This is a genomic window from Facklamia sp. P9177, assembly GCF_050409585.1.
Taxonomy (GTDB): domain Bacteria; phylum Bacillota; class Bacilli; order Lactobacillales; family Aerococcaceae; genus Facklamia.
The window spans coordinates 1-25942 of sequence record NZ_JBNUPE010000006.1 but is presented as its reverse complement, the minus strand read 5'-3'; the positions used below and the strand labels follow the sequence as shown (position 1 = coordinate 25942).

The following is a 25942-nucleotide window of genomic DNA, read 5'->3' as shown; positions in this document are numbered from 1 at the left end:
ACTCCCTTTCTTATTCCTTTGCTCACATGCAAAATCGTAACAATCTTATGCTAAACTTTCAATTATGTCAATGAATACTCTTTATTTTATCTTTTGCCGTTGATAATCTAGAGCTATCTCTTCTATTAATTGGTCCAAATCGACAATCGGTCTTGCCCCTGCTTGTATTAAGTGATTGCATCCATAAGATTGCGGGTCATCGATGGGTCCAGGTAAAGCATAAATTTGACTATTATATTCCAAGGCATAATTAGCAGTAATTAATGAGCCCGATTTCTTGGCTGCTTGAATGACAATCACTACGGGGCATAGTCCAGCCACCAAACGATTTCTTGCAATAAATTGATACTTTCGAATAGCTTGATGGGGTAGGTACTCACTTAATAACAAATGACTGCTTGCTATTTGTTCTTGGAGCTGATGATGTTCTTTGGGATAATAATGCTCAAAGCCATTAGCAACAATAGCGATGGTTCTCCCTTCTTTTTCACTCATACAAGCCTTATGCGAAATAAAATCCGCTCCTTTAGCCAAACCTGAAACAATCACAAAGCTCGCTTTAGTTAGTGCCTTGCTAATTTTTTGTGCGCTTTTTTTTCCATAAGCCGATAGTTTTCTAGATCCAACAATCGCAACTAAAGGTCGATTTAAAAGGTTAAGATCTCCTCTATAAAAAAACAAAATAGGTGGTTGGGGAAGCTGAAGCCAGCGATAGGGATAGGATTTTTCACCAAAGAGAATCGCTTGCTTTTCTAAATTAGTTAGAATCTCTTGACAACTTTCCCAATCCTTGAAGAGTGCCTCTTCCTTAAATGACCACATGTTATTAATAAGTAAATAATGAACACTTGCTTGACGAGAGAGATTTTGTCTAACTTTAAAATAATGCCACAAATGACGGTATTTAACGCCTTTCATCTGTAAATAGATTAACTCTCTTTTTATCATGGCCTACACTCCTTAAGCTTTTACCCTTAAGATACAAAGTAATTAGGCCATAAGTGCTCTGCGATCCTCATTAAAAGCTTTAAGACATACAAAAGAGCAAATATTTTTCAATACTTGCTCTTTAAAATTTTGGCCAACTTACGAACCATAGAATTTATTAATTTTTTGAACAGGACTAAAGGATTGTCTATGAATAGCCGTGTAGCCGTATTGTTCTAACGCAACCAGATGTTTCTTAGTTGGATAGCCCATGTGCTGGTCAAAACCATATTCTGGATACCATCTTGCATAATCCACCATCAGCTGGTCACGATGGACCTTGGCAATAATAGAAGCAGCAGCTATGGAAAGTGAGCGTTGATCACCTTTCACCACTGCTTTTTGTTGAATCTGTAAATCTAATTTCATGGCGTCTACGACAACAAAATCCACTGCTTTGTTGAGCTTTAGAACAGCTTCTTTCATGGCCATACGACTGGCCTCATAAATATTAATGCGATCAATCGCTTGAGGAGATATGCTTGTGATGGCATAAGCTTTAGCTTGTTGTTTTATCATTTCAGCTAAGTCTGAACGCTTTTGATGCGTTAAGGTTTTCGAATCATTGACGTCCACCCAATCACTGGTATCTTGAGGTAAAATAACTGCCGCTGCTACTACTGGACCAGCTATCGGACCTCTCCCCACTTCATCAACTCCTGCAAGCACAAAAGACTGGTTAGCATCCAATAATTGGCGATCAAAGTCTAGGCGTTTTTGATAAGCTTGATAACGTTGGTTATAAGCAATTAACACTCTTTTATGACGTCTTACTAGCTCTTGAACTCCTTTTCTAGGATCTTCTTTTAATTGATTGAGGTAAACATCTTCAAGGTCTTCAATTGTTTTTAGCTGCGCTTTGATTTCTTTAATGGTTTGTTTCAATGTTAACCCTCTCAATCGGACGATCGAGTGTAATCGAACCCAGTTTATGTTGACGAAAATCAAATATTAATCGCTCAGCTGCTTGGGTATAGTCTTGATCCAGTTTTAATGTCTGTGTCAAACTAGTTAAAATTTCAGCCGCAGCCATCTCTTGATGATAGTCTTCTAAATGATAAAATTCTTTTAATAAACCAGGGTAAAATTGTTCTAAATGACCGATCAACACTAAAGATAGCTCCTGCATTTCGACTAATTGGTCTTTAATGGCTCCGGTTAAGGCTAAGTGATAACCCGTCAAGGGATCTTCAAACTTAGGCCATAAGATACCAGGCGTATCTAGTAATTCAAACTCTTTCCCAATTTTTAGCCACCGCTGCGCTTTAGTAACCCCTGGTTTATTGCCAGTTTGTGCTTGATTTTTTCCGACAAAGCGGTTAATGAGCGTTGACTTGCCGACATTGGGGATGCCTAAAATCATCAGACGAATCGCTCTAGGTTTTACCCCTTTAGCTTTTTGTTTGGCAAAAAAATCTACCATTAAATCTTTGCAGGCCTTCTTAAGTTCATTCAAACCCAATTGATGCTGAGCATCAATTGCTAAAGCAATTTGACCTTGTTCTTGATAGTGTTGAATCCAATGTTTAGTTAAATTGGGGTCAGCTAAATCTGCTTTATTTAAAGCCAGAATTGAAGGTTTCTGATTAATAATTTCTGTAATCACAGGATTACGGCTGGATTCAGGTATGCGAGCATCTGCCAATTCAATTACTAAATCCACTAAATTAAGTTTTTCCTTTGCTTCCCTTTTAGCCTTTGCCATATGGCCTGGAAACCACTGAATCTGATTCAATTTATCCCTCCTTTTTAATAGACTCTTTATTCTATAGCTTGCAGTTTCCCTACTTTTCCTATTCGATCAAGAGGATAATAAATAAAGTTAGCTTCTCCTTCAATTTCATCAATATCGACATAACCAAATTGGCGACTGTCTCCCGAACCAGGTCGGTTATCACCCATCACAAAAACTTTACCTTCTGGAATAAGCGGATCACCTGTTATTTCCCACAGAGTGAAGTCTTCAGTATAATTTGTCTCCATATTAGATTTGGCCGGCTCCAAATAAGGTTCTTCAATCAACTGATCATTGATGAATAACTGATCTTCTCTTACTACAATCGAATCTCCTGGAAGGCCAATTAAACGCTTCACATAGGTTCTGCCAGAACCCATAGGATCAGGAAAGACAACAATGTCAAAACGGTCTAAATCAAATTGTTTCCACATTATCAAATGGTCTGCTTGATAAAGAGTGGGATTCATTGATTTACCTTCAACTTGAAAGGGCTGTGCAAGATAGTTACGTACAGCTAAAAAGAGAAACAAAGCAGCAAGAATCACAAAAATGATATTTACGAACTCTATTAGAATTGTTTTAAAAAATTTCCCCATCTTATTCTCCTAATAAGGCCTCGATAGCTGCTTGATATTGTGGGTCTTCTGCTTCTAAATAAGCTCGCGTTTCTTCAACCAATTTGTCACTGGTTGCTGAGTCAATAACACCGTTTACTTCTAGCTTAAAGTCCTTTTGAAAGTTCCTTACAGCTTCTTCCATTTCAGGACTAAAATAAGCCGTTTTTTCCTCTTGATAACCCAATGCTTGTAACATTAAACTAGCTGATTGAACGTATTCGGAAGCATCGCCTATTTTTAAATCTTCTTCTTGATTTAACACAATCGTATTAGCGACTTCTGGTGCTTTTACCACTTGATCAGGTTCGATTCCTTTCTCATGAATCCACCCCCCACTAGGTGTAAGCCATTTTGCTACGGTTAATTTTAATTCCCCATATGAGGATTCTGAAATCATTCTTTGAACCGTCCCTTTTCCGAAAGAAGTCACCCCGATCACAGGGGCATCCGTATTTTCTTTAATGGCAGCAGCTAATATTTCACTAGCTGAAGCCGAGCCTTCATCGATTAATAATACATAAGGCTCTGTAATTTGAAAATCACCATAGCGCTCGTCAGAAGCCACATACTCAAACGGCTCACTCAGACGATCATCTGTTTGCATAATGACTTGATCATCATCTAAGAACATATTACTAACTTGTAAAGCTGTTTCCAACATTCCTCCAGGATTATAGCGGAAATCAAAAATAAAGCGATCGACACCTTTTGACCGTAAGTCTTTAACGGCCGATACCATTTCTTCATAAGTTGATGAAGCAAATTGGCTCACTTTAACGACTCCCACTTGGTCATATTCATCATCTTGTTCATAGTCGACCGTAGTAAGAGGAATTTCTTCTCGAATCATAGTTACTTCAAAGGTTGATTGACCTCTCTTGATCGTTAAAGTGATCTCAGACCCCAAGGGTCCACGAATCTTTTGCACGATTTCACTGGTGTCTAATCCCTGAAGATCCACATCATCGGCTTTTAGAATAATATCATTGGCTTTGATACCTGCTTTTGCAGCGGGAGTTCCGTCAATCGGAGCTATAACCGTAGGCAAACTATCTTTTAACATAAATTGAACCCCTATACCGGTGAAGGATCCTTCCAGAGAATCATCAAAAGGCGTTATTTCAGTAGGGTTTAAAAATTCAGAATAGGGATCATCCACCGCATCCACCATGCCTTTTAGAGCTCCTTCTAAAAGCTTTTCTTTATCTAATTCCTCAATATAATTGATTTGTAAAGAATTATAAACTTCTTGGATAATCGCTAAATCTTCTTTGGTTAATTGATCTTCTTTTTCAACTGAAGGACTGCCAAATAGCTTTCCCATAGCTGAAATCGGAAGCGCTTTATAATTCATAACCAAAGCAAAAAGCGAAAAGATTAAAAAAAGGCAAAGCCATTTATCTTGAGTCCACTGAAGAAGGTTGTTTTTTTGCTTCTTGATAAATTTGCATTTAAAAATCATTTCATCTCCCTTCTTTCTATTGTTTAATCCAATTTTAAAGCTGTTTCTAAAGCTATTTCCATCATGTCTGTAAAGGTTTGTTCACGCTCTTGAGCGGTTGTCTCTTCACCAGTTAATAGATGGTCAGAAATCGTACAAATAGCTAAAGCTCTGCGCTGATATTTTGCTGCCACGGCATAAAGTCCGGCTGCTTCCATTTCAACTGCTAGAACACCATATTGAGCTAATTTTTCTTTATCTAACTCATCATTATAAAAACGATCGCTAGAAAGTACATTCCCTACATGAACCCGGTCTCCTACTTTTGTTTGTGCCAAATGATAAGCGTGATCAAGACTTTGAAAATCAGCAAGTGCAGCATAGGAAACTTGTCCTTTAAAAATATTACTCAAAGCTGAAGAATCGGTTGTAGCTCCTTGGGCTAAGACTATGTCTCTAACTTTAACATTTTCTTGCATACCACCGGCAGATCCTACCCGAATAATTGTTTGCACATCATAGTCACGGTAAAGTTCCTCTGCATAGATCATAGCTGATGGCATCCCCATTCCAGATCCTTGAACCGATACTTTTATACCGTGGTAATCTCCTGTGTAGCCAAACATATTGCGCACTTCGTTATATTGAATAACATTTTCTAAAAATTGGTCAGCAATATATTTTGCTCTTAAGGGATCACCGGGAAACAGAACTATCGGGGCTATTTGCCCATAGTGGGCTTGAATATGTGTACTCATCAAATCTCTCCTTTAAATTGCATATTGATATTGGTGCCAGGCATCATCAAAAATACTTAATAGTCTTGAATAGTGACTATTTTTTTCTAAATAATCAGATATTTCTTGAAAATCATGACTTTGCTTGGGAAAAGCAATGTCGTTACTGACTGCATTGGCTAAGCGACTCATGGGATCATTGGCAGCTTCATCAGCATATCGCATTATAAATTCATAAAAACTAGGTCCCATCCTAGACCTCCTATTCTTTAAAGATCATTCTTTGATAAAGTTAAATACTCTGGGTTTCGTGGAATTATTTTTATTATAGCATTTGTAATCCTAATAAATAAATCAATTATTCCATAAACCGACTTTTCTTTCATCTAAACCCTAACTTAAGTATAATTGAATTAGTATAAAAGAAGGAGCCGATTAAATGTTTAATTCATCTTCGTCCAATCCGACAATGACACCATCTAGAAGTAGTCATTCATTCAAACAAGTCGAAACTTGGAATGCTATCACTCATGGAATCGCTGCTGCTTTATCTTTGTTTGGGACTTATATACTCATTAAAAAAGGATTAGCTCAAAGATCCAGCATCGATATGATTGCCTATATCGTTTATGGCTTTTCTTTGGTGGCCCTTTTTACTAATTCAACCCTCTACCATTCTTTTTCCCACAGTAAATATCGACGTGTTTTACAAAAACTGGACCATTCAGCGATCTATTTATTAATTGCCGGAACTTATACTCCCTATCTCATGATAGCTCTTAATAATCACTTGGCTTATCTCTTTCTTGCTCTCATCTGGATGTTGGCAATAGCAGGGATTGTATTTGAAGTCTTTGCTATCGACTGTTTTCCAAAGTTATCGACCTATCTTTATTTAGCATTAGGATGGCTGTGCCTATTAATTATTTATCCCCTCTTTAAATCAATAGACCTTTGGGGAATAATTTATCTGGCTCTAGGTGGGATCGCCTATTCTCTCGGTACGATATTTTATTCTATGAAATCTAATCGCTGGATGCACGTTATTTGGCACCTCTTTGTTATTTTAGGAGCAGGTTTAATGTTTTACTCAATTTTTCAATACCTATAAACTTCAATCAATAAAATCCATCTCTCATTCTAAAAAGAATAGGAGATGGATTTATTCTTATGTTCTCTCTACGGTTGCTGAAACAGCTTCAAATATAGCCGATCGAAATCCATTCGCTTCTAAACTTCTAACACCGGCAATGGTCGTACCCTTAGGACTGGTCACAGCGTCTTTTAATTGAGCAGGATGTTGATGACTTTCCAGGACCATCTGACCGGCACCAGCCACTGTTTTAGCCGCCATATCGATGGCTTGCTGACGGTTCAAGCCATAATAAACGCCGGCATCACTGATAGCTTCAATCAACTGGTAGATAAAGGCAGGACCTGATCCTGCAATAGCAGAAGCAACATCAAATAAGCTTTCTTCGATCAACTGAAGATGTCCCAAGGGTTGTAATAAGTTCTTAAATTCATTAATTACTTGGTCATTGAAATTTTCTTTCTGGTAACAATAAGAAACATAACCCTGTCCGATGGCAACAGGGGTATTAGGCATTATGCGGATAAGATGATGCCCTTGAGGAAGTAGCTTTTGAATACTACTTAATGACCTACCCACTACCATCGATATCCATAATTTAGAATCAAGTAATTCAATAGAATTAAGGGAGTCCAACAAGATATTTAAGTCTTTCGGTTTGACTCCGATAAAAAAGATTTGAGCAGAAGCTAAAAGTTTTTCAAGACTATTTACTGCTTCAACACTCTCACCACAGTCCTTAGCCAAGCTTTGACTTTTATAATTGTCTTTATCATATAAGTAAAAGGCTAAATTGGAAAAGTTAGTCGAAAGAGACTTTATAATCGCTGATCCCATATTGCCACAACCAATGCAGCCAATTGCTTTAAAAGTGGTAAAATCAGTCATTTATTTTCTCACCCACCACTCAAAACGATGAGGGTATTCATTATCTGCATCTGCAGGAACTTCAACCAGCTTATCCAAACGGAACTTTTCTTGATCAATATCCGCCATATAGGTATCTGCAGGAAACTCTCCTTCGATGACGGTACGCACAATCTTATCGACGTGGTCCATCAAAGTTTTGAAAACACCTGCTCCTCCAATAACCATTAATTCTTGATCTTTTGCTAGCTCTAAGACATCTTCTACACTATGTACCAAGTTCAGCTGTGCAATATCTTGACCATAATCTTCTTGACTGGTTAATACAACCGTCTTGCGACCTGGTAAAACTCTACGGTCCATTGATTCAAAAGTCGTTCTCCCCATCAACATAGTATGTCCCATGGTAACTTCTTTAAAAAAATTGAGGTCGTTAGGTAAATGCCATGGTAAGTCCTTTTGATAACCAATTGCGCCTTTTAAATCTTGGGCATAAACATATGTAATCATCATTTCTCCTCCTATTTACTAAACTGAGATAGCTGCTTTAATTGTTGGATGTGGATGGTAGTTTTCAATCTGAATCTGATTCAAATTCAATTGATCGATGGATTGAAAATCTGAAATGTTAAGCTGGGGAAGCGAACGTGGAGAACGCTCTAAAAGAGTCCGTGCTGCCTTTAAATGGGTTAAATACAAATGGGCATCCCCTAAAACATGAACAAATTCACCCGGCTGTAAATGAATTTCTTTGGCGATTAAATGGGTTAATAAAGCATAAGAAGCAATATTAAAAGGAACGCCTAAGAACACATCTGCTGAGCGTTGATAAAGCTGACAGGATAAACGGCCTTTACTAACATAGAATTGAAAGAAGCAATGACAGGGTGGTAAGACCGCTTTATCAATAGCTGCAGGGTTCCATGCCGTTACGATATGCCTTCTAGAATCTGGATTATCTTTAAGAGATTCAATGACCTGCTGAATTTGATCGATGGTTTCACCATTCGCCTCCCAAGATCGCCATTGTTTGCCATAGATAGGACCTAAGTCACCATGCTTAGCCGCAAACTGATTGCTAGCTATAATATTAGCTTGAAAACTAGACATCTCCATCTGGTAGTTTTCTGCAAATTCTTTATCTTCTAGGATACGTCGACCAAAATCAGTCATGTCCACTCCTTTGTAGTCAGCTGATTGCGTATAGTTTTCAAAGGCCCATTCATCCCAAATATGATTGTTATGGATTAATAAATATTTAATATTGGTATCCCCCTTTAAAAACCACATTAATTCCGATTTAACTAGACCAAAAGGCACCCGTTTAGTAGTCAAAAGAGGAAAGTCTTTACTGAGATCAAATCGCATTTGATAACCGAAAGTTGATAGCGTACCAGTTCCTGTGCGATCGGACTTTTTGTCACCATGGTCTAGAATATGACTGATCAGTTCTTGATATTGTTTCATCCGTCTACCTCCTATTGGTCCAAATCACTTAAATAGTCATAGCGTTCATAAAGTTCTAGTAAGTTAGCTTCTAGAAACTCAATTTCAGTATGAAGATCCATTAGCTTACCAGCATCTTCTGAATGTTCTTCCATCAGTTTTTGCTTTTGCTCTATTTGGCTTTCTAACTCGACTATCCGTTCTTCAAGACCTTGCCATTCTTGTTTTTCATGATAGGTCATTCGCTTTTTTTTATTTAATTGAGACTTTTGAGCGTTTTCTTTGTTGGCTTGCTTACTTGGTTTTGCTTCATTCTCAATATGATTATCCTTAGTTTCTAAGTATTCTGAAAAGCTTCCCCAGTATAAGTCAAACTTCCCTTCTCCTTTTAAGACCAGTAATTGATCGACTGTCTTATCTAAAAAATAACGATCATGAGAAACAATAATCACTACGCCTTCAAAAGATTCTATATAGTCTTCTAAAGTATTTAAAGTCTCAATATCTAAGTCATTGGTTGGCTCATCCAATAAAAGAACATTGGGTTCTTGGATTAAGAGGGTTAATAAGTAAAGTCTTCTTTTTTCTCCACCAGAAAGTGACTGTATCAGTGAACCATGACTCTCTTTGGGAAAATTGAAACGCTCTAACATTTGCGCAGCCGAAACTCTTGAACCGTCTGGACGTTTGAACTGATCCGCTACTTGGGTTAAATAGCTTAAGATACGCATAGCTTGTGGCAAATCTTCATCTAATTGACGATAATAAGCGATATTGACTGTTTGTCCTAACCGACATATACCCTTTTTAAGTGGATGCAAGCCTGCCAAGCAATTTAAGAAAGTTGATTTCCCCACTCCGTTAGGACCCACAACTCCCAAACGATCGCCCTTAACAAATGTCTTAGTTAGACCGTTAATGATAATCTTATCAGCAATTTCGACTGTAAGGTCTTCTAATTCAATAATTTGATTACCCATCCGCTGTTGTGAAAAATTAAAATCAATAGCATCTTGAGATTGGTCTCTTAGGCCGATCGAATCCTTCAATTGGTTAAAGCGATCAATTCTAGCTTGTTGTTTGGTTGATCTGGCCTGAGCGCCTTGACGCATCCAGGCGAGTTCTTGTAAGTAGAGCCGATCTTGTTTTTGGGCTTGTTTAGCTTGCATTTCGATCAATTCAGCCTTTTTAGTTAAATAAGTCTGATAATTGCCTTCAAACTCAGTAATGCGTCCATATTGTAATTCAATAATTTTATTGACCGAGCGTTCTAAGAAGTAGCGATCATGAGTGACTAGTAATAAAGCACCTTTGTAAGAAGCTAAATATTTTTCCAACCATTGGATTGACTCTACGTCTAAATGATTGGTCGGCTCATCTAAAATTAAAAGATCCGGTTCAGCAATTAAGACTTGAGCGATCCCAATCCGTTTTTGCTGGCCCCCTGAACATTCTCCAACCCTTTTATTTAGATTATAGATTTTTAATTGGGTCAGAATAGACTTAGCCGATATCTCAACTTCCCAAGCAGATTTCAAGGTCATTTCATCTGATAATTTGGTGAATTGATCTTGTAAGAAATGATTGGTTGGGTCAGCCTCTAACTCCATGCGACATTTTTCATAAGTTAATAACAATTGAATATCCGCTGCTTTTGAATCATAAACCGTTTCTAGGATGGTTTTATCTGGATCTAAACGAGGGTTTTGCTCCAGATAGGCAATTTCGTATTGATTAGGGGCTTTAATTTGACCATTATCATAACTATCGATTCCTGCAATTACTCTTAAAAAAGAAGATTTTCCAGTTCCATTCGGTCCAATAAGCCCCACTCGATCACCTGTTCGGATTGAAAAATCGACTTGGTCGATCAATTGCTTCACACCATATGATTTTGATAGATTTTGTATACTTAGTTCTTTCATAGTCTCTACCCCTTTTTTACAATCAACTTATTATAGCATACAAGCAACTTATCTTGAAAAATATCAAAATCATTCAGCATTAGATAGACTAGTCTTTTTAGTAGGATAAGATATAATAATATTATCAAAATTTTAGGAGGTTATTATGAAAAATAGAGCTTGGAAATTACTTTTTACTTATATCCTTTTCTATCTTATCACCCCCGCTATTGCTCTTGCCTTAGGTGTGGCAGAAGAGTCGATACCATGGGTTTTACTAGTCAGTATGCTAATTATTTGCTTTGTTGCTTGGTACTTGTATGGAAAATATACAATGGATCAATGGCAGCGATTACTCCAGCAAACTAGTTGGAAGAGTCTTTTAGGTAAAACTATCCTTTGCTTCTTAATTATTGGCATTGTTCGTATTATCCTACTTAGTCTAATTGAGCCTTATATAGACTTGGAGGGTATGGGGGCTAATCAACAAGCCATCCAAGATTTAATTGGGAACGTTCCTAGTTATTTTACTTTCTTTATGTTAGTTATTTTTGCTCCTTTTGTGGAAGAACTAATCTTTCGTCAAGCCATCATCGGTCCCTCAGTCCACAAAGGCAAATCGTTCAAATGGTCAATGACAATCTTATCGATTTTACTATTTACAGGAGCGCACATGGCTACTTTAGCAGATGCTGTCATCTATCTTCCGTTGACTTTAGGTCTCACTTATTTTTATTGGAAGTATCAAGCCAATGTAGCGGCATCCATGAGTTTTCATTTTATCAATAATTTGATTGCTTGGATTACGCTTACTTTTTTCACCTAGTTATAGTTTTAGCTAAGGTGCCCACTTGATAGGCTGATAGCCTTTTTCAATTAAAAAGGAATTGGTTTTCGAAAAAGGCTTGGATCCAAAAAAGCCACGATAGGCTGCTAGGGGGCTCGGGTGACTGGACTTGATCACTCGATGCTTGGAACGATCTATCAACTTTTCAAGTGATTGTGCTTTTTTACCCCAGAGAATAAATATAAGAGAGTTTGGATGATGATTAAGGCATTGAATGATTTGGTTGGTGACGAATTCCCATCCGATTCCTTGGTGAGAGTTCGCTTCACCTGCTCTGACGGTTAACACGCGATTTAATAACAGCACTCCTTGTCTCGCCCAGTCTGACAGGTCTGTTTCTTTTCGGATAGGGACTTTGAGATCATCTGATAATTCTTTAAAAATATTTTTCAAAGAAGGAGGCACTGACTGGCCCTCATTCACTGAAAAAGCCAAGCCGTTGGCTTGATTAGGACCATGGTAAGGATCTTGTCCAATAATAACTACCTTAGTATCAAAATATGGACACAGCTCTAAAGCTTTAAAAACTTCTACTGCTGGTGGATATATGACAGCCTCTTCCTGGTTTAAATAATTGTTTAATTGATTCAGGACAAGCCATTGTTCTTGCTTGTCTAAACAAGCTGTCCAATCGGCTGCGATTTCTTTTAAATCAGCTAATTGATACATAAAAACACCTCTTTCTTTTATTATCATTGTAATTTAAAAGTATACAAGTAAAAAGCAGTTGATTTATCTTTTATAAACTAATGGTATAATTATAATAAGTATTTTATTAGGAGGTTCAAAATGAAGAGTAAGACAGAATTAAGAAAAGAAATTTTTGCAAAAAGAGCCCAGCTTTCAAGTGAATATCGTCGCTTTGCCGAAGAAAAAATTTATCAACAGCTTTTCCAACTGGATGAATATAAAAAAGCAAAAAAGATGATGGTTTATTATTCTACTGATGAAGAAATGAACACTCATCCCATCATTCAAAGAGCATGGAAAGACGGAAAAACAGTGGGTATTCCTCGAGTTTTCCCTGGTCGTGTCATGGAAGCCTTAGTATATAAAGAAAATTCTCCTCTAGAAAGATCCGCTTTTGGAATCTTAGAGCCAGAAAAAATCAGTCAAAGACTTGAACCAGAAGACATCGACCTTATCATTATGCCATGCGTAACTTGCAATAACCGTGGCGAACGCCTTGGTTATGGCGGAGGCTACTATGATCGTTACTTACTTAGAGCTAAAAATGCCTATTTAGTTCTACCTTATTATGCCCAATTACAATACGATGACATTCCTACAGAAGACCATGACAAACAAGTTGATATGGTGATGACTGAAGAAGGCACTTACCTTATCGATTAAAATGAAATAGATTGCATATTTTAAGATTTAAAGCTATCATAAGCATAGTAAACGTAAAGGAGTAATGGAATGAATTCACAACAATTTGAACAAATTAAAAACGGCAAAGGTTTTATCGCTGCGCTTGATCAATCTGGTGGATCCACACCAAAAGCTTTAAAGGCATACGGAGTAAACGAGGACCAATATTCAAATGAAGATGAAATGTTTGATAAAGTTCATGAAATGCGTAGACGTATCATGACTGCCCCTTCTTTTAGCAACGAAAAAATCTTAGGCGCTATTTTATTTGAACAAACAATCGATCGTGAAGTTGAAGGCAAAAAAACAGCTGACTATCTTTGGGAAGAGAAAAAAGTAGTTCCTTTCCTTAAAGTGGACTTAGGACTCATGGAAGAAGCAGATGGTGTTCAACTAATGAAACCTATCACCCTTCTTGATGAATTGTTAGAAAGAGCTAATGAGCGTCATATTTTTGGAACAAAAATGCGTTCTACTATTAATTCATATTCTGAAGTCGGAATTAAAGCAGTTGTTGATCAACAATTTGAAATTGCTAAACAAATTATTGCTGCAGGACTCGTTCCAATTATCGAACCTGAAGTAAATATTCATGCAGAAGATAAAGAAAAGATCGAAGCAAAATTAGCTGAAGAGATTCTGGCTCACTTAAACAAATTGGAAGAAAATGAATTAGTGATGCTTAAAATTACTATCCCTACTAAGCCTTCTACCTATGAAGAAATTGCCAACCATCCAAATATGGTAAGAGTCGTTGCTTTATCAGGTGGATATCCTACCGAGGAAGCTAATGCCCGCTTGAAGAAAACACCTAACTGCATCGCTTCATTCTCCCGTGCTCTTTCACAAGATTTAAGAGCCAGTCAAAGTGATGAAGAGTTCAATCAAACTATTAAAGAAGCCATCGATGGTATTTACGATGCTTCAGTTAACAAAGCTTAAATATTAGGTTTATACATAAAAAGCTAACCTCAAATGAGGTCAGCTTTTTATTTGGCTATTATTTATTCTGCTTCCATGAACTGTTCTTCATTTAATGCTACTTGAACTCGCTCTTGATTACCCATGGCTAATTTCACCTTAGCTTCAGATAAGCCTTGGATAAAAGCTTTATAGTATCTAGCTTGAACGACTAACATGTCATCAACACTCTTGGACCATATCCTTATTTTATAAATCAAACGTCCTTGTGAGTCACGAAAGACTCCTAAAAATTCTGGAGCACGTAAAATCAACTGATCATCTTGTGGCACTTTTAAATAAATTTCTTGAAGCCGAGCTTCAAGCTGATCTATATTTTGTTCAGGATAAATGAACAAATCAATATCCACACGGATACTATTGAGTGAGAGATTGGACATTTGAGTAATACTGCCGTTGGGAATGAAATGATGAATTCCATTGTAATCACGGACGACCGTATTTCTTAAACCAATGGAATAAACGGTTCCACTGTAGCCATTAATATCTACCGCATCCCCAACATCAAATTGGTGTTCCAAGAGAATGAAGAAACCATTAACAACATCTGAGACTAAATCTTTAGCACCCAAACCAATGGCTAAACTGACAATTCCAGCCCCAGCTACTAAAGTACCAACTGGAACACCCATGATACTTAAGACCGTGTAGGCTAAAAAGAAATAAAAAAGATATTGAACCAAGTTAGTCAATAAACGACTAATTGTATGATTGCGTGCTTTTTTAGCAAAGCGAATACGTGAAGACCTTTTACCCAGAAAGTAACTCTCAATCATTTTAATTAAAACTTTTTTTAAAGTGTAAAGTAGAATGACTGAGAAAATGATTTTAAATAAGCTAATCAAAATATCTTGTGATAGCTGAATAATATCAATTTCCGTTCGGAATTGTGTGACGATATCTGAAATAAAGTCCATAGCCAACCTCCTAATTTATATCCTTAAAATGAAAGTCGATTGAAAACCGATATTTTCATTCTAAAGGAATGCTATGGCTTAAGCAAGTTGACCCCTATGTCTTTACGGTAATAAATTTGATCGAGTGCTTGTTTTGATAGATACTCATAAATTTTGTCTTGTGCTAATTGCTTTGTGTCAGCTAAACAAGTAACCATGGCAATTCTTCCCCCGCTAGAAACAAGTGGCCGGTAAGAAGAAATCCCTGCATAGTAGATTTTCATAGTCTCATCCATAGAAGAATTTAATGAAAACTCAATCCCACGTGTAGGATTTTGTGGGTAACCTTCAGCAGCTAAGATAACTCCCATGCATGCTTTTTCTTCCCTCCACTCCACTTGGGTCTCACGACCATGCAGCAAGTCATTGATCAATTCTGCAAAATCTGTTTTCAATAAAGGCAAGACGACCTGGGTTTCTGGATCACCGAAACGTGCGTTAAACTCAATCACTTTTGGTCCTTCAGCTGTGTTCATTAGCCCTGTGTATAAAACACCATTAAAAGGAGTCCCCTCTTTATCCATAGCCACTAAAGTAGGCTCTACAATCGTTCGAAGGGTTTCTTGATATAGTTCTTCTGAGATATCTTCAACGGGGGCAAATGCTCCCATACCGCCTGTATTAGGCCCCAGATTACCATCTAATAAACGTTTATGATCTCTAGCTGGCAAAGAGTGGCAAACTTTACCTTTATAAACCATTGAAAAGATTGAAAACTCTGGTCCAAGCAAACATTCTTCAATTACGATTCTTTGCTTTGCTGGATCTTTTTCAAAAGCTAATTTAATCGCATTCTCTGCCTCTTCTTTACTTAAAGCAACGGTAACTCCTTTACCTGCAGCTGGCCCATCGACTTTAACTACAATCGGAGTCGACTGGTTATTCAAATAAGCGAGTGCAGCCTCTTGCTCAGTAAAACTAGCATACTGGGCAGTTGGAATCTTATATTTTTGCATTAATTTTTTGGCAAACAATTTAGAACCTTCGATTTGAGCAGCAGCTTTACTTGGCCCAAAAGCAATTTGACCTGCTTGGGTAAAATGGTCAACAATTCCTTCAAATAAAGGACCTTCCGGACCTACAAAAGTCCAATCAATTTGTTCTTGTTTGGCAAAATTGATTAAGTCTTCAAAAGCATTCTCAGCGATGTCTACACAATTTATGCCATCTACTTTCATACCTGGATTGCCAGGAGCACAAAAAACCGATTCGACTAGGGGACTTTTTAACAAATGATAGGCAATCGCATGTTCGCGTCCTCCACTACCAATAACTAATAATTTCATGATTACCTCTTTCTCTTAATGACGGAAATGACGGACTTTGGTCGCTAACATAGCAATGCCGTATTCATCGGCTTTGGCAATTACTTCCTTATCACCAATGGAACCACCGGGTTGCACAATTGCCTGAACACCATATTGATGGGCTAACTCAATTGTATCTGTCATTGGTATAAAGGCATCTGAAGCTAATACCATCTTAGAAAAGTCGGCACCTAATTCTTTAGCATGATCCAAAGCAATTTTAGCAGCTCCTACACGGTTAGTCTGACCTGCACCTACACCATAAGTCTGCTGACCATCAGCCACAACAATGGCATTTGATTTAACATGCTTAACCACTCTCCAGGCAAAAGATAAAGCCGCTCTTTTTTCATTAGAAGTTGAAACTGTCCCCATTTGCTGCCATTGTTCAGAATCTTCTACTAAACTATCAGCTTCTTGAACTAAAAGTCCTCCACTTATCGAAGTTATTTCTTCAGCATCCATTGAAAGGTCATCCATGTCTAATTGAAGTACACGCACATTCACTTTTTGCTTGAGGATTTCTAAAGCTCCCTCTTCAAAAGAAGGCGCAATAATAACATCAAGAAACATGGAATGAAGCGTTTCAGCTAATTTAATTGTTAAGGTCCGATTCACAACCACAATGCCTCCAAAAATAGAAATTGGATCTGCTTGACGGCATCGATTAAAAGCTATCTCTATTGTTTCAGCAACCGCTATACCACAAGGATTCATGTGTTTAACTGCCACTGCACATGCTTGATCTGGAAATTCGCGGATCATTTTGATAGCGGCATCTGCATCGCGTAGATTATTATAAGATAAAGGCTTACCATTTAAAACTTTGGCATGAGTAATAGCATAAGAAGATGTGATTGGTTTTTGGTAGACAGCTGCTTTTTGATGAGCATTCTCACCATATCTTAAATCATACATCCGATCATAAGTTAAGGTAAGTGATTCAACTGGTGCAATTTGACCTTCTTCTTCCACTTCAGCAATTTGATTAGCCAAATAACTGGCAATCAAAGCATCATAAGCTGCCGTGTGAGCAAACACTTTTTGAGCCAATTGTTGACGAGTAACAGCCTTAGTCTGACCTTGACTTTCTAATTCTTCAATGACAACAGCATAGTCTCTTGGATCTACAACAACGGTGACAGATTGATAATTTTTAGCTGCAGAACGGATCATACTCGGTCCTCCAATATCAATCTGTTCAATTGCTTCTGCTAAAGTCACTTCTGCTTTTTTAATTGTTTGCTTAAATGGATAAAGATTAACAATAACAAAATCGATGTACTCAATTTCGTGATTTTTAACCGCTAGTTGATGGTCTTTATTATCTCTTAAAGCCAGTAAAGCTCCGTGAATTTTTGGATGCAAGGTCTTCACTCTGCCATCCATCATTTCAGGAAAATTAGTCACTTCCTCAACAGCCGTTGTCTTAAGTCCAGCTTCATCAAGAAAACGTTTGGTCCCTCCTGTTGAGATAATCTCAACTCCTTGAGCAATTAAGGCTTTCGCCATTGGTAGCAGACCTGTTTTATCCGAAACACTTATTAATGCACGTGACAATTTACTCCACTCCTTTAAGAAATTCTTTTACAACTTGAGGATATAATTGATGTTCTACTTGATGGATTTTTTCCTCAAGATCCACTAATTTTTCGCCTTCTTCAATCAAAACTTTCTTCTGACCTAAAATTCTGCCTGTATCGATTCCTTGGTCCACTAAATGAACAGTCACTCCTGTTTCTTTAACCCCAGCTCGGTAGGCATCAGCGATGCCGTGCCGACCAGGAAAAGCAGGAAGTAGTGAAGGATGAATATTGAGTATTCGATCAGGATAAGCTTCTAATAAAGGTGGACCAATGACACGCATGTAACCTGCTAATAGAATGTAATCAATCTGATAATCCTGCATCTGCATTAATAGAAAATTTTCATAGTCTTCTCGAGTATTAAAGTCTTTTGGACTGGCCACTAAAGTAGTTATGCCCAATTTGTTTGCTCTTTCCAATGCATAAGCTTGATGATAGTCTGAAAATAATAAGACAAATTCAATGTCAGGTCGATCCTGGCATGATTCCACTAAAGCCTGAAAATTAGAACCTGACCCTGATGCAAATACTGCAACTTTCATCCTTCCCCTCCTTACTAGTTGAAAATAACTTCTTTATCTCTTTTCTCAACCACTTGACCAATTTCATAGGCGTTTTCTCCAAGTTGGTCTAATCTTTGTTTTACTTCCACTACTTTTTCAACATCTACTGCTAGGACCATACCAATCCCCATGTTAAAAATTTCATACATTTCTAAGGATTCAATTTTTCCTAAAGCTTGCATTTGATTAAAGATTGGTAACACTGGCCAAGAGCCTAAATTAATCTCACAAGCTAAATCCTCTTGCATCATCCGTGGTAAGTTTTCGACAAACCCTCCACCTGTAATATGGGCTATTCCGTTAATTAAACCGGCTTTAACCAATGGCATGACCGTTTTGACATAGATTTTTGTTGGAACTAATAAAGCTTCAGCTAAGCTTTGGTCAGCGCCTTCTAAAACTGGCTCCGATAATTGATAATCATGTTGATTGAAGAAGATGTCACGGACTAAAGAGAAACCATTGGAATGAATGCCTGATGAAGCTAAACCAATTAGAACATCTCCTGCCTTGACCTGATTACCCGTAAGCAATTCTTTTTTCTCGGCTATTCCGACAGTAAATCCTGCCACATCAAAATCTTTCTCATCATACATACCAGGCATTTCAGCTGTTTCTCCACCCACTAAAGCGGCTCCTGCTTGAACACAACCTTCAGCAACCCCTGCTACTATTTGCTCGACTACTTGCGGATCATTTTTACCCACCGCAATGTAGTCAAGGAAAAATAAAGGTTCTGCACCCTGAGCCACCACATCGTTGACGCACATGGCTACACAATCGATACCAATTGTATCGTATTTTCCTGCTTGAATAGCGACCATTAATTTGGTACCGACCCCGTCTGTTCCACTTACTAAAACCGGTTCTTGATATGAAAATTTTGAAAGATCAAACGCTCCACCAAAGCCACCTAAATGAGTTAACACTTCAGGACGTATGGTTCTTTCGACATGCTTTTTCATTCTTTTAACCGCTTCATATCCAGCGTGCACGTCTACTCCTGCACGACTATAAGCATTTTCCTTCGTCAACTTATTTCCTCCTAATCATTAATCTTCAACAATGCGTTCTAATTCTGCAAGATATTCTTTTTCAAAATCATGTAGAGCTGTCGGATAATCTCCATTAAAGTATGCCATACATAATCCTTTATAAGGAGCATCTGATTGAAGGTCAATAGCCGAAACTAAACCCTCTTCACTGAGATAGGCTAATGAATCAGCATCGATAATCTTTTCAATTTCTTTTAGTGTATGGTTGGCCGCAATTAAATCGCGCGTATTCGAAATATCAATACCGTAAAAACAAGGATGTTTAAGTGCGGGTGACGCAATGCGTACATGAACTTCCTTAGCACCTGCGGCTTTTAATAAGCCAACAATTCTTTTAGACGTTGTCCCTCGAACGATGGAATCATCTACCATCACAATACGTTTTCCTTCGACAACTTTGCGGACTGCTGAAAGCTTCATCCTTACACCCCGCTCTCTTAGTTCTTGGGTTGGTTGGATAAAAGTTCGTGCAATATACTGGTTCTTAATAAGACCCATTTCATAAGGAATACCAGCTTCCTCTGCATAACCTGAGGCAGCCGAAAGTGATGAATTGGGAACACCAATTACAATATCAGCTTCGACCGGCTGTTCTTGGGCTAGTTTTTTTCCTGAATTCTTGCGAGCTGTATGTACGTTGATACCATGTATGTTCGAATCCGGTCGAGCAAAATAGATAAACTCCATCGAGCAAATAGCTTGTTGACGGCTTTCTGTATAATATTCTTTTTGGATACCTTCATTATTAATGGAAACCACTTGACCTGGTTCCACATCAAATAGATAAGAAGCACCAATTTGGTCTAAAGCGCACGACTCAGAAGCCATTACATACCCACCATTAGGCATTCTTCCTACAATCAACGGTCTAAACCCATTGGGATCACACACTCCAATTAATTCTTCTTCAGTAAGGAACAGATAAGTAAAACCTCCTACCACTTGCTTTAAAGATTCTTTTAACTTTTCAATGAAGCTTTCTTTTTGAGAGCGACGAATCAAATGCATAATTACTTCACTATCAGAAGTGGTATTAAAAATAGAGCCTTTTTTCTCAAGTTCCACTTTTAAAGTGTGAGCATTGACTAAGTTTCCGTTATGAGCCATGGCAACCGGTCCATCATTGAAATGAAAGACAAGGGGTTGGATATTATTAATATCATTAAGACCGGCAGTTGCATAACGTACATGACCTAAGGCAGCATCTCCAGGTAATTCTTCTAATTTTTGACGGCGATTAAAAACTTGATTCACTAAACCAAAGTCACGATGAGCTAGCATTTCATCGCCATTAAGGACAGCAATTCCCGCCCCTTCTTGACCACGATGTTGAAGGGCATGTAGACCATAGTAAGCATCAAATGCGGCATCTTTTTGATTCCATAAACCTATTAGACCACATTCTTCATAGGGTAAATCGAATATATCATCGGTGATTTCAGTAGAGACGACTTCTTGCCCTCGGATTACTTCCCTCTTAAAAGACATGGTATAGCTTCCTCCCATAGTTGTTGCAAGTCTGAGCGTTTGGCATCAATAAATTGATCTTTGGCTTGAATTCGAATTCGATCTTTATCGGTTACTTGACCGATTAAAGTGAAATGGTCTTTAAATTCAGCTTCAAACGCTGCTTTTTGATCAGCTCTTACAGAAACAATAAAGCGTGAACCGTTCTCTGCGAATAAATGACTAGCTGGTAGGTCCACTTTTACTTCTAGACCTAAGTCCGTATTAAATGCTGACTCCGCTAAAGCAACAGCTAATCCACCTTCAGAAAGGTCATGCGCAGAAGCAAGATATCCTTTTTGGATAGCCGCGGCAACAGTCTCCTGGTTGGCCTTTTCAGCTGCTAAATCATAGTCAAATAAAGGACCTTCGATCTTACCTAGCATCATTTTTTGTAATTCAGATCCATTAAAGGCATCTGTCGTATGACCAATCATGTAAATAGCATCTCCAGCTGCTTTAAAGAATTGAGTAGTTACTTTTTCGATATCTTTTATTAATCCAACCATACCAATCATTGGAGAAGGATAGATTGCTTGACCATTTGTCTCATTATAAAGTGATACGTTACCAGAAATAACTGGTGTATCTAATTGACGGCAGGCTGCTGCAATACCATCAGCTGATTTATCTAATTCATAAAAGACTTCTGGCTTTTCTGGGCTTCCAAAGTTTAAACAGTCAGTAATTGCTAAAGGTTTTCCACCTGAAGCTACGATATTTCTAGCTGCTTCTGCTACAGCCATTTGGCTACCAATTTCCGGATTGAGATAGATGTAACGTGAATTATAATCAGCAGTCATAGCAATCGCTTTTTTAGTGCCACGAATTCTAACCACTGCTGCGTCTGAGCCTGGCCAGACTAAAGTAGAGGTTCGAACTTGCGAGTCGAAAGTATCGTAAGCTACTTTTTTAGAAGCGACTGTTGGCTGTTGTAAGATATCTTTTAATGTTTGGGTCGCATTATCAATTTGTGGTTGGAATTGTCCCTTATCTGCCCATTCACGAATACGCTCTGGTACTTGACCTTGATTGTTATACACCGGTCCATCTCCTAGCGAATTAACTGGTAAGTTAGCTACTTCTTTACCTTGATGCATCAAGCGGTATTGACCATCCCCAGTAACTTCACCAATCACTACAGCGTCTAGATCATATTCTTTAAAGACATTGATAATTTCTTCTTCCATACCACGCTTGACACATAAAAGCATCCGTTCTTGCGATTCAGAAAGCATCATTTCATAAGGAATCATGCCCGTTTCTCTTTGAGGAACTAGGTCAAGGTTTAAAGTTACACCTGTGCCAGCTTTTTCAGCCATTTCTGAAGACGAAGAAACTAAACCAGCCGCACCCATATCTTGAATACCCACTAAAGCTTCTTTATGGTTGTAGATAACTTCTAAACAGGCTTCCATCAGGAGTTTTTCCATAAATGGGTCTCCTACTTGAATAGCTGAGCGTTCAGATTCCACTTCATCGTCAAATTCTACTGAAGCAAAAGTTGCTCCATGAATACCATCACGCCCTGTCTTTGCTCCTACGTAAACAATAGAGTTTCCAATTCCTTGGGCTTGACCTACTTGCATATCTGCATGGTCAATTAGACCTACAGACATCGCATTTACTAAAGGGTTTCCCTTATAACAATCATCAAAAGCAATTTCACCGCCTACTGTTGGAATCCCGATTGAATTTCCATATCCAGCAATTCCGGCGACTACTTCTTCGAATAAATAGCGCATACGGTCATTATCTAACTCCCCAAATCGTAAGGAGTTCAATGATGCGATGGGACGAGCTCCCATAGAGAAGATATCTCTTAAGATACCGCCGACACCAGTTGCTGCTCCTTCATAAGGTTCAATAGCAGACGGGTGATTATGACTCTCAGCCTTAAAAACAACAGCTTGTTGGTCACCAATATCGACAATACCTGCTCCTTCACCGGGTCCTTGAAGAACTTGTGGACCATCTATTGGAAACTTCTTAAGTACTTGCTTAGAGTTTTTATAAGAACAGTGTTCAGACCACATCACAGCATAAAGGCCTGTTTCAGTAAAATTTGGTTGACGTCCTAAAATATCTTCTTTGATATGTAAGTATTCTTCATCCTTTAATCCCCAATCACGATAAATTTTACTTGTTTCTACTTCTTGAGGAGAAAGTTCCTTTAATTTAGCCATGTTGCACCGCCTTTGTTTGATAGTGATTAATCATTGATTGAAAGACTCCAATACCATCTGTACCATTAATTATTTCTTCAACTGCCCGTTCTGGGTGTGGCATCATGGCCATCACATTGCCTTCTTTATTAGAAATCCCAGCAATATTTGCAATCGAGCCATTCGGGTTTTCTCCTGCATAACGGAAAAGAATTTGGTTGTTTTCTTCTAATAATTTAAGTTCATCTTCTGAAACGACATAATTCCCCTCACCATGAGCGATTGGAACGGTAATAATCTGTCCTTCTTCATAGACATTTGTAAAGGCAGAACCTGCATTTACAACCTCTAGAGGCTGTTTTTTTGACACAAATTTTAAAGAAGTGTTACGAATCAAAGCACCTGGCAGAAGTCCTGCTTCTGTTAATATTTGAAACCCATTACAGATACCAATGACTAATTTGCCTTCATTAGCAAACGCTTTAACAGCTTGCATCACGTTAGAATGAGAAGCAATCGCACCACAGCGTAGATAATCACCAAATGAGAACCCGCCAGGTACTAGGACTGCATCAAAACCTTCTAAGGAATCAGCCTTATGACTAACATATTCTACTTCTTGCCCCATGACATCTTTGATAGCATGAAAGGCATCTAAATCACAGTTAGAGCCTGGGAATTGAATGACTGCAAACTTCATCCTATTCCACCTCCGTAATTGTGTAACGATAAGATTCCATTACCGGATTAGCTAAAATTTTATCACAGATTTCCTCAACTAAAGTCTCAATTTTTTCTTGTCCTTTTTCAATTTTTAATTCAAAGTATTTTCCTTGACGAATTTCTTTAACCTGGTTAACTCCCATACGATGAACAGAACCTTTAATTGCTTCACCTTGAGGGTCTAAAATTGATTCCTTATAAGTTACGAATACCTCTACTTTATACATAAGAACAACTCCTTAAATTTTAGATTTTTATGATTTATAAGACCAATTGTCAATCTTTTTTAATGTTTTTAAAATACTCTCAGGATTTTGAGCAAGCTGAGTGATGTGTCCCATCTTACGATCTTGACGCGCTTCCCCCTTACTATATAGATGGAGGTGCCAATCGGGATGATTTGGCCATTGGTCAATCACCATCTCTTGATCTTGTCCTAAAATATTTGTCATTACAACAGGAGATAATAGTTTATTTTGTGGAAGTGTCATACCGCAAATTGAGCGAATATGTAAATCAAATTGTGAATACTGACATGCTTCAATGGTATAGTGACCTGAATTATGTGGTCGAGGTGCCAATTCATTCACTAGAATTTTATCGTCGGCTAGAAACATTTCAATACAAACAATTCCAATTAAGTTCAGTTTATGGGCAATCATTTTTGCCAGCTTAAAGGCTTGATTGGCCACTGCTTCACAAACACGAGCGGGTACAATCGACTGATGAAGAATATGATTATAGTGAATATTTTCAGACAAAGGAAAAATACGCGTTTGACCTTGTTTATTCCTTACGACCATATGGGATAACTCCATATCGAAAGGAACAAAAGCTTCTAATATACAAGGAGCTGAGTCAATAAGCTGTTTGGCTTCTTCTATATCGTCTTCGCTCTTTAACATGATTTGTCCTTTACCATCATAACCAAAGCGTCTTGTCTTCAAGACGGCTGGGTAATCTAATTGCTCAAGACCTTGCTTAAGTTCTTCATAACTACTAACTGGATAATAATCTGCAACGGGTACACCACTAGTTCTTAAAAACTCTTTTTCTGTTAAACGATCTTGAGTAAGTCTTAAAATTGAAGAACCTTGAGGAAGATATGCTCCCTCTTCTACAATTCTATTAAGCGACTCCAAAGAAATATTCTCAAATTCAAAAGTTAATACATCGACTTGATGGGCGAATTCAGCTAGACTTTTTTGATCATCGAAAGCTGCTTGACAATGAAAGTCTGCAACTTGAGAGGCTGAACAATTTTGTCCTGGATCAAAAATTCCTACGCGATATCCCATCCGCTTTGCAGATTGGGACAACATTTTGCCCAGTTGGCCGCCGCCGATAATGCCGATAGTAGAACCAGGTTTAATGTAATTATTCAAGTTCTTGCCCACTTTCTATGGACATTTGACGCATCTGTCGGTGATATTGCTCTAATTTCTGCACTAAAGAAGCATCTTGTAGACTTAAAATTCGGATAGCTAATAGGCCCGCATTTTTTGCCCCTGCCTTACCAATAGCTGTTGTTGCTACCGGAACACCACCTGGCATTTGAACAATGGATAGTAATGAGTCCAATCCATTTAAAGTAGAGCTCTTAATAGGCACACCGATAACCGGCAAGGTAGTTTGACTTGCAACCATTCCCGGTAGATGAGCAGCTCCCCCTGCACCTGCTATAATAACTTGTAGACCTCGCTTGTGAGCATCTTTAGCATAAGCAAACATTTCATCAGGCATACGATGCGCTGACACAACTTTCTTTTCAAATTCGATTCCAAATTCAGTTAGCACTTCTGTGGCTATTTTCATTGTAGGCCAGTCTGATTTTGACCCCATAATGACTCCAACCGATACCATTTCATCGCCTCCTCAAAAGCATAGTAGCACATTAAAAGTGCTTAATAAACCTCGATTCAAACAAACAAAGGCTTAATTATCTTAATGTTCGTGTTTGAAGCAGAATTAAAAACCATGCTTAAGTATTTTAATGATGTGAACCTCAAAAGTTGGAGTTTGTATTTAAACGGTTAATTGAATGGTATA

General features: G+C 38.0%; 27 protein-coding genes. 4 read left to right on the top strand and 23 right to left on the bottom strand.

Annotated features, from left to right (window positions below; genetic code table 11):
* Nucleotides 1-81: 81 nt before the first annotated feature.
* From dprA to ACQV18_RS04595, 7 genes are all read right to left on the bottom strand, one after another.
* Nucleotides 82-948 (bottom strand): DNA-processing protein DprA, encoded by an 867-nt coding sequence (gene dprA / locus ACQV18_RS04625; protein ID WP_428876254.1) that lies wholly within the window; start codon nt 946-948, stop codon nt 82-84.
* Nucleotides 949-1086: 138 nt separating this feature from the next.
* Complete coding sequence (locus ACQV18_RS04620) at nt 1087-1872, bottom strand: ribonuclease HII (protein ID WP_428875205.1); 786 nt, start codon at nt 1870-1872, stop codon at nt 1087-1089.
* A complete protein-coding gene (gene ylqF / locus ACQV18_RS04615) occupies nt 1856-2722 on the bottom strand; it encodes a ribosome biogenesis GTPase YlqF (RefSeq protein ID WP_428873418.1) in 867 nt (288 codons plus the stop codon). Before ylqF ends, ACQV18_RS04620 begins: the two co-directional genes overlap by 17 nt.
* Before the next feature lie 26 nt (nt 2723-2748).
* On the bottom strand, nt 2749-3321 hold the full coding sequence (lepB, locus tag ACQV18_RS04610; protein ID WP_428892633.1) for a signal peptidase I: 573 nt from the start codon (nt 3319-3321) through the stop codon (nt 2749-2751).
* Nucleotide 3322: 1 nt separating this feature from the next.
* Nucleotides 3323-4804, bottom strand: a complete 1482-nt coding sequence (locus ACQV18_RS04605) for a S41 family peptidase (RefSeq protein WP_428892632.1) — start codon at nt 4802-4804, stop codon at nt 3323-3325.
* A gap of 23 nt (nt 4805-4827) precedes the next feature.
* Nucleotides 4828-5541, bottom strand: a complete 714-nt coding sequence (gene deoD / locus ACQV18_RS04600; protein ID WP_428873422.1) for a purine-nucleoside phosphorylase — start codon at nt 5539-5541, stop codon at nt 4828-4830.
* A gap of 12 nt (nt 5542-5553) precedes the next feature.
* Nucleotides 5554-5772 (bottom strand): YozE family protein, encoded by a 219-nt coding sequence (locus tag ACQV18_RS04595; RefSeq protein ID WP_428873423.1) that lies wholly within the window; start codon nt 5770-5772, stop codon nt 5554-5556.
* A gap of 187 nt (nt 5773-5959) precedes the next feature.
* On the opposite strand from ACQV18_RS04595, the gene trhA reads away from it, so the two are divergent.
* Nucleotides 5960-6631 (top strand): PAQR family membrane homeostasis protein TrhA, encoded by a 672-nt coding sequence (gene trhA / locus ACQV18_RS04590; protein WP_428892631.1) that lies wholly within the window; start codon nt 5960-5962, stop codon nt 6629-6631.
* A 57-nt stretch (nt 6632-6688) separates the two neighbouring features.
* Here the strand turns inward: trhA and proC are convergent, their stop codons facing one another.
* The 4 genes from proC to ACQV18_RS04570 are packed head-to-tail and all read right to left on the bottom strand — an operon-like array spanning nt 6689 to nt 10851.
* Nucleotides 6689-7501: a pyrroline-5-carboxylate reductase gene (proC, locus tag ACQV18_RS04585; RefSeq protein WP_428873425.1), complete on the bottom strand. Its 813-nt coding sequence runs from the start codon at nt 7499-7501 to the stop codon at nt 6689-6691.
* The gene (locus ACQV18_RS04580; RefSeq protein WP_428875211.1) at nt 7502-7990 is read right to left on the bottom strand and encodes a dihydrofolate reductase; all 489 of its coding nucleotides are present in this window, start codon (nt 7988-7990) and stop codon (nt 7502-7504) included.
* Nucleotides 7991-8008: 18 nt separating this feature from the next.
* On the bottom strand, nt 8009-8947 hold the full coding sequence (locus ACQV18_RS04575; protein WP_428892630.1) for a thymidylate synthase: 939 nt from the start codon (nt 8945-8947) through the stop codon (nt 8009-8011).
* A gap of 11 nt (nt 8948-8958) precedes the next feature.
* Nucleotides 8959-10851 (bottom strand): ABC-F family ATP-binding cassette domain-containing protein, encoded by a 1893-nt coding sequence (locus ACQV18_RS04570; RefSeq protein ID WP_428875213.1) that lies wholly within the window; start codon nt 10849-10851, stop codon nt 8959-8961.
* Between the two features lie 145 nt (nt 10852-10996).
* Here ACQV18_RS04570 and ACQV18_RS04565 point away from each other — a divergent pair, with 145 nt between their 5' ends.
* The gene (locus ACQV18_RS04565; RefSeq protein WP_428873432.1) at nt 10997-11656 is read left to right on the top strand and encodes a lysostaphin resistance A-like protein; all 660 of its coding nucleotides are present in this window, start codon (nt 10997-10999) and stop codon (nt 11654-11656) included.
* A 12-nt stretch (nt 11657-11668) separates the two neighbouring features.
* Here the strand turns inward: ACQV18_RS04565 and ACQV18_RS04560 are convergent, their stop codons facing one another.
* The gene (locus ACQV18_RS04560; protein WP_428892629.1) at nt 11669-12346 is read right to left on the bottom strand and encodes a uracil-DNA glycosylase; all 678 of its coding nucleotides are present in this window, start codon (nt 12344-12346) and stop codon (nt 11669-11671) included.
* Nucleotides 12347-12466: 120 nt separating this feature from the next.
* On the opposite strand from ACQV18_RS04560, the gene ACQV18_RS04555 reads away from it, so the two are divergent.
* Together ACQV18_RS04555 and ACQV18_RS04550 are read left to right on the top strand one after the other, a co-directional pair.
* Nucleotides 12467-13030, top strand: coding sequence for a 5-formyltetrahydrofolate cyclo-ligase (locus tag ACQV18_RS04555; RefSeq protein ID WP_428881767.1), 564 nt, complete (start codon nt 12467-12469; stop codon nt 13028-13030).
* 69 nt (nt 13031-13099) lie between these two features.
* The gene (locus ACQV18_RS04550) at nt 13100-13993 is read left to right on the top strand and encodes a fructose bisphosphate aldolase (protein ID WP_428873435.1); all 894 of its coding nucleotides are present in this window, start codon (nt 13100-13102) and stop codon (nt 13991-13993) included.
* Nucleotides 13994-14055: 62 nt separating this feature from the next.
* Here ACQV18_RS04550 and ACQV18_RS04545 read toward each other — a convergent pair whose 3' ends face one another.
* The 11 genes from ACQV18_RS04545 to purE all read right to left on the bottom strand — a co-directional run bounded on the left by ACQV18_RS04545 (nt 14056) and on the right by purE (nt 25756).
* On the bottom strand, nt 14056-14949 hold the full coding sequence (locus tag ACQV18_RS04545; protein ID WP_428873436.1) for a mechanosensitive ion channel family protein: 894 nt from the start codon (nt 14947-14949) through the stop codon (nt 14056-14058).
* A 71-nt stretch (nt 14950-15020) separates the two neighbouring features.
* Nucleotides 15021-16274, bottom strand: a complete 1254-nt coding sequence (gene purD / locus ACQV18_RS04540; protein WP_428873437.1) for a phosphoribosylamine--glycine ligase — start codon at nt 16272-16274, stop codon at nt 15021-15023.
* Nucleotides 16275-16289: 15 nt separating this feature from the next.
* Nucleotides 16290-17855, bottom strand: coding sequence for a bifunctional phosphoribosylaminoimidazolecarboxamide formyltransferase/IMP cyclohydrolase (gene purH / locus ACQV18_RS04535; protein WP_428881765.1), 1566 nt, complete (start codon nt 17853-17855; stop codon nt 16290-16292).
* Nucleotide 17856: 1 nt separating this feature from the next.
* Nucleotides 17857-18423, bottom strand: coding sequence for a phosphoribosylglycinamide formyltransferase (gene purN / locus ACQV18_RS04530; RefSeq protein ID WP_428892628.1), 567 nt, complete (start codon nt 18421-18423; stop codon nt 17857-17859).
* Nucleotides 18424-18437: 14 nt separating this feature from the next.
* Complete coding sequence (gene purM, locus ACQV18_RS04525) at nt 18438-19478, bottom strand: phosphoribosylformylglycinamidine cyclo-ligase (protein WP_428873441.1); 1041 nt, start codon at nt 19476-19478, stop codon at nt 18438-18440.
* An 18-nt stretch (nt 19479-19496) separates the two neighbouring features.
* Nucleotides 19497-20987: an amidophosphoribosyltransferase gene (gene purF, locus ACQV18_RS04520; RefSeq protein ID WP_428873442.1), complete on the bottom strand. Its 1491-nt coding sequence runs from the start codon at nt 20985-20987 to the stop codon at nt 19497-19499.
* Complete coding sequence (gene purL, locus ACQV18_RS04515; protein WP_428892627.1) at nt 20966-23191, bottom strand: phosphoribosylformylglycinamidine synthase subunit PurL; 2226 nt, start codon at nt 23189-23191, stop codon at nt 20966-20968. The genes purF and purL overlap by 22 nt, the downstream gene beginning before the upstream one ends.
* Complete coding sequence (purQ, locus tag ACQV18_RS04510) at nt 23184-23870, bottom strand: phosphoribosylformylglycinamidine synthase subunit PurQ (RefSeq protein WP_428892626.1); 687 nt, start codon at nt 23868-23870, stop codon at nt 23184-23186. The genes purL and purQ overlap by 8 nt, the downstream gene beginning before the upstream one ends.
* A 1-nt stretch (nt 23871) precedes the next feature.
* Entirely contained in the window at nt 23872-24120 is a 249-nt protein-coding gene (gene purS, locus ACQV18_RS04505) for a phosphoribosylformylglycinamidine synthase subunit PurS (RefSeq protein ID WP_428873447.1), read from the bottom strand.
* 27 nt (nt 24121-24147) lie between these two features.
* The gene (gene purK / locus ACQV18_RS04500; RefSeq protein WP_428892625.1) at nt 24148-25278 is read right to left on the bottom strand and encodes a 5-(carboxyamino)imidazole ribonucleotide synthase; all 1131 of its coding nucleotides are present in this window, start codon (nt 25276-25278) and stop codon (nt 24148-24150) included.
* Nucleotides 25271-25756 (bottom strand): 5-(carboxyamino)imidazole ribonucleotide mutase, encoded by a 486-nt coding sequence (gene purE, locus ACQV18_RS04495; RefSeq protein WP_428873449.1) that lies wholly within the window; start codon nt 25754-25756, stop codon nt 25271-25273. The genes purK and purE overlap by 8 nt, the downstream gene beginning before the upstream one ends.
* Nucleotides 25757-25942: the final 186 nt, after the last annotated feature.

Excerpts from the sequence above, each read along its gene's own strand:
- trhA (WP_428892631.1), top strand. The coding sequence starts at position 5,960 with ATGTTTAATTCATCTTCGTCCAATCCGACAATGACACCATCTAGAAGT.
- lepB (WP_428892633.1), bottom strand. The coding sequence starts at position 3,321 with ATGGGGAAATTTTTTAAAACAATTCTAATAGAGTTCGTAAATATCATT.
- purN (WP_428892628.1), bottom strand. The coding sequence starts at position 18,423 with ATGAAAGTTGCAGTATTTGCATCAGGGTCAGGTTCTAATTTTCAGGCT.
- ACQV18_RS04545 (WP_428873436.1), bottom strand. The coding sequence starts at position 14,949 with ATGGACTTTATTTCAGATATCGTCACACAATTCCGAACGGAAATTGAT.
- purQ (WP_428892626.1), bottom strand. The coding sequence starts at position 23,870 with ATGAAGTTTGCAGTCATTCAATTCCCAGGCTCTAACTGTGATTTAGAT.
- ACQV18_RS04595 (WP_428873423.1), bottom strand. The coding sequence starts at position 5,772 with ATGGGACCTAGTTTTTATGAATTTATAATGCGATATGCTGATGAAGCT.
- purL (WP_428892627.1), bottom strand. The coding sequence starts at position 23,191 with ATGGCTAAATTAAAGGAACTTTCTCCTCAAGAAGTAGAAACAAGTAAA.
- purD (WP_428873437.1), bottom strand. The coding sequence starts at position 16,274 with ATGAAATTATTAGTTATTGGTAGTGGAGGACGCGAACATGCGATTGCC.
- proC (WP_428873425.1), bottom strand. The coding sequence starts at position 7,501 with ATGACTGATTTTACCACTTTTAAAGCAATTGGCTGCATTGGTTGTGGC.
- ACQV18_RS04560 (WP_428892629.1), bottom strand. The coding sequence starts at position 12,346 with ATGTATCAATTAGCTGATTTAAAAGAAATCGCAGCCGATTGGACAGCT.
- dprA (WP_428876254.1), bottom strand. The coding sequence starts at position 948 with ATGATAAAAAGAGAGTTAATCTATTTACAGATGAAAGGCGTTAAATAC.
- purE (WP_428873449.1), bottom strand. The coding sequence starts at position 25,756 with ATGGTATCGGTTGGAGTCATTATGGGGTCAAAATCAGACTGGCCTACA.
- ACQV18_RS04565 (WP_428873432.1), top strand. The coding sequence starts at position 10,997 with ATGAAAAATAGAGCTTGGAAATTACTTTTTACTTATATCCTTTTCTAT.
- ACQV18_RS04570 (WP_428875213.1), bottom strand. The coding sequence starts at position 10,851 with ATGAAAGAACTAAGTATACAAAATCTATCAAAATCATATGGTGTGAAG.
- ACQV18_RS04575 (WP_428892630.1), bottom strand. The coding sequence starts at position 8,947 with ATGAAACAATATCAAGAACTGATCAGTCATATTCTAGACCATGGTGAC.
- ACQV18_RS04605 (WP_428892632.1), bottom strand. The coding sequence starts at position 4,804 with ATGATTTTTAAATGCAAATTTATCAAGAAGCAAAAAAACAACCTTCTT.
- ACQV18_RS04580 (WP_428875211.1), bottom strand. The coding sequence starts at position 7,990 with ATGATTACATATGTTTATGCCCAAGATTTAAAAGGCGCAATTGGTTAT.
- ACQV18_RS04550 (WP_428873435.1), top strand. The coding sequence starts at position 13,100 with ATGAATTCACAACAATTTGAACAAATTAAAAACGGCAAAGGTTTTATC.
- ACQV18_RS04555 (WP_428881767.1), top strand. The coding sequence starts at position 12,467 with ATGAAGAGTAAGACAGAATTAAGAAAAGAAATTTTTGCAAAAAGAGCC.
- purF (WP_428873442.1), bottom strand. The coding sequence starts at position 20,987 with ATGTCTTTTAAGAGGGAAGTAATCCGAGGGCAAGAAGTCGTCTCTACT.
- deoD (WP_428873422.1), bottom strand. The coding sequence starts at position 5,541 with ATGAGTACACATATTCAAGCCCACTATGGGCAAATAGCCCCGATAGTT.
- purS (WP_428873447.1), bottom strand. The coding sequence starts at position 24,120 with ATGTATAAAGTAGAGGTATTCGTAACTTATAAGGAATCAATTTTAGAC.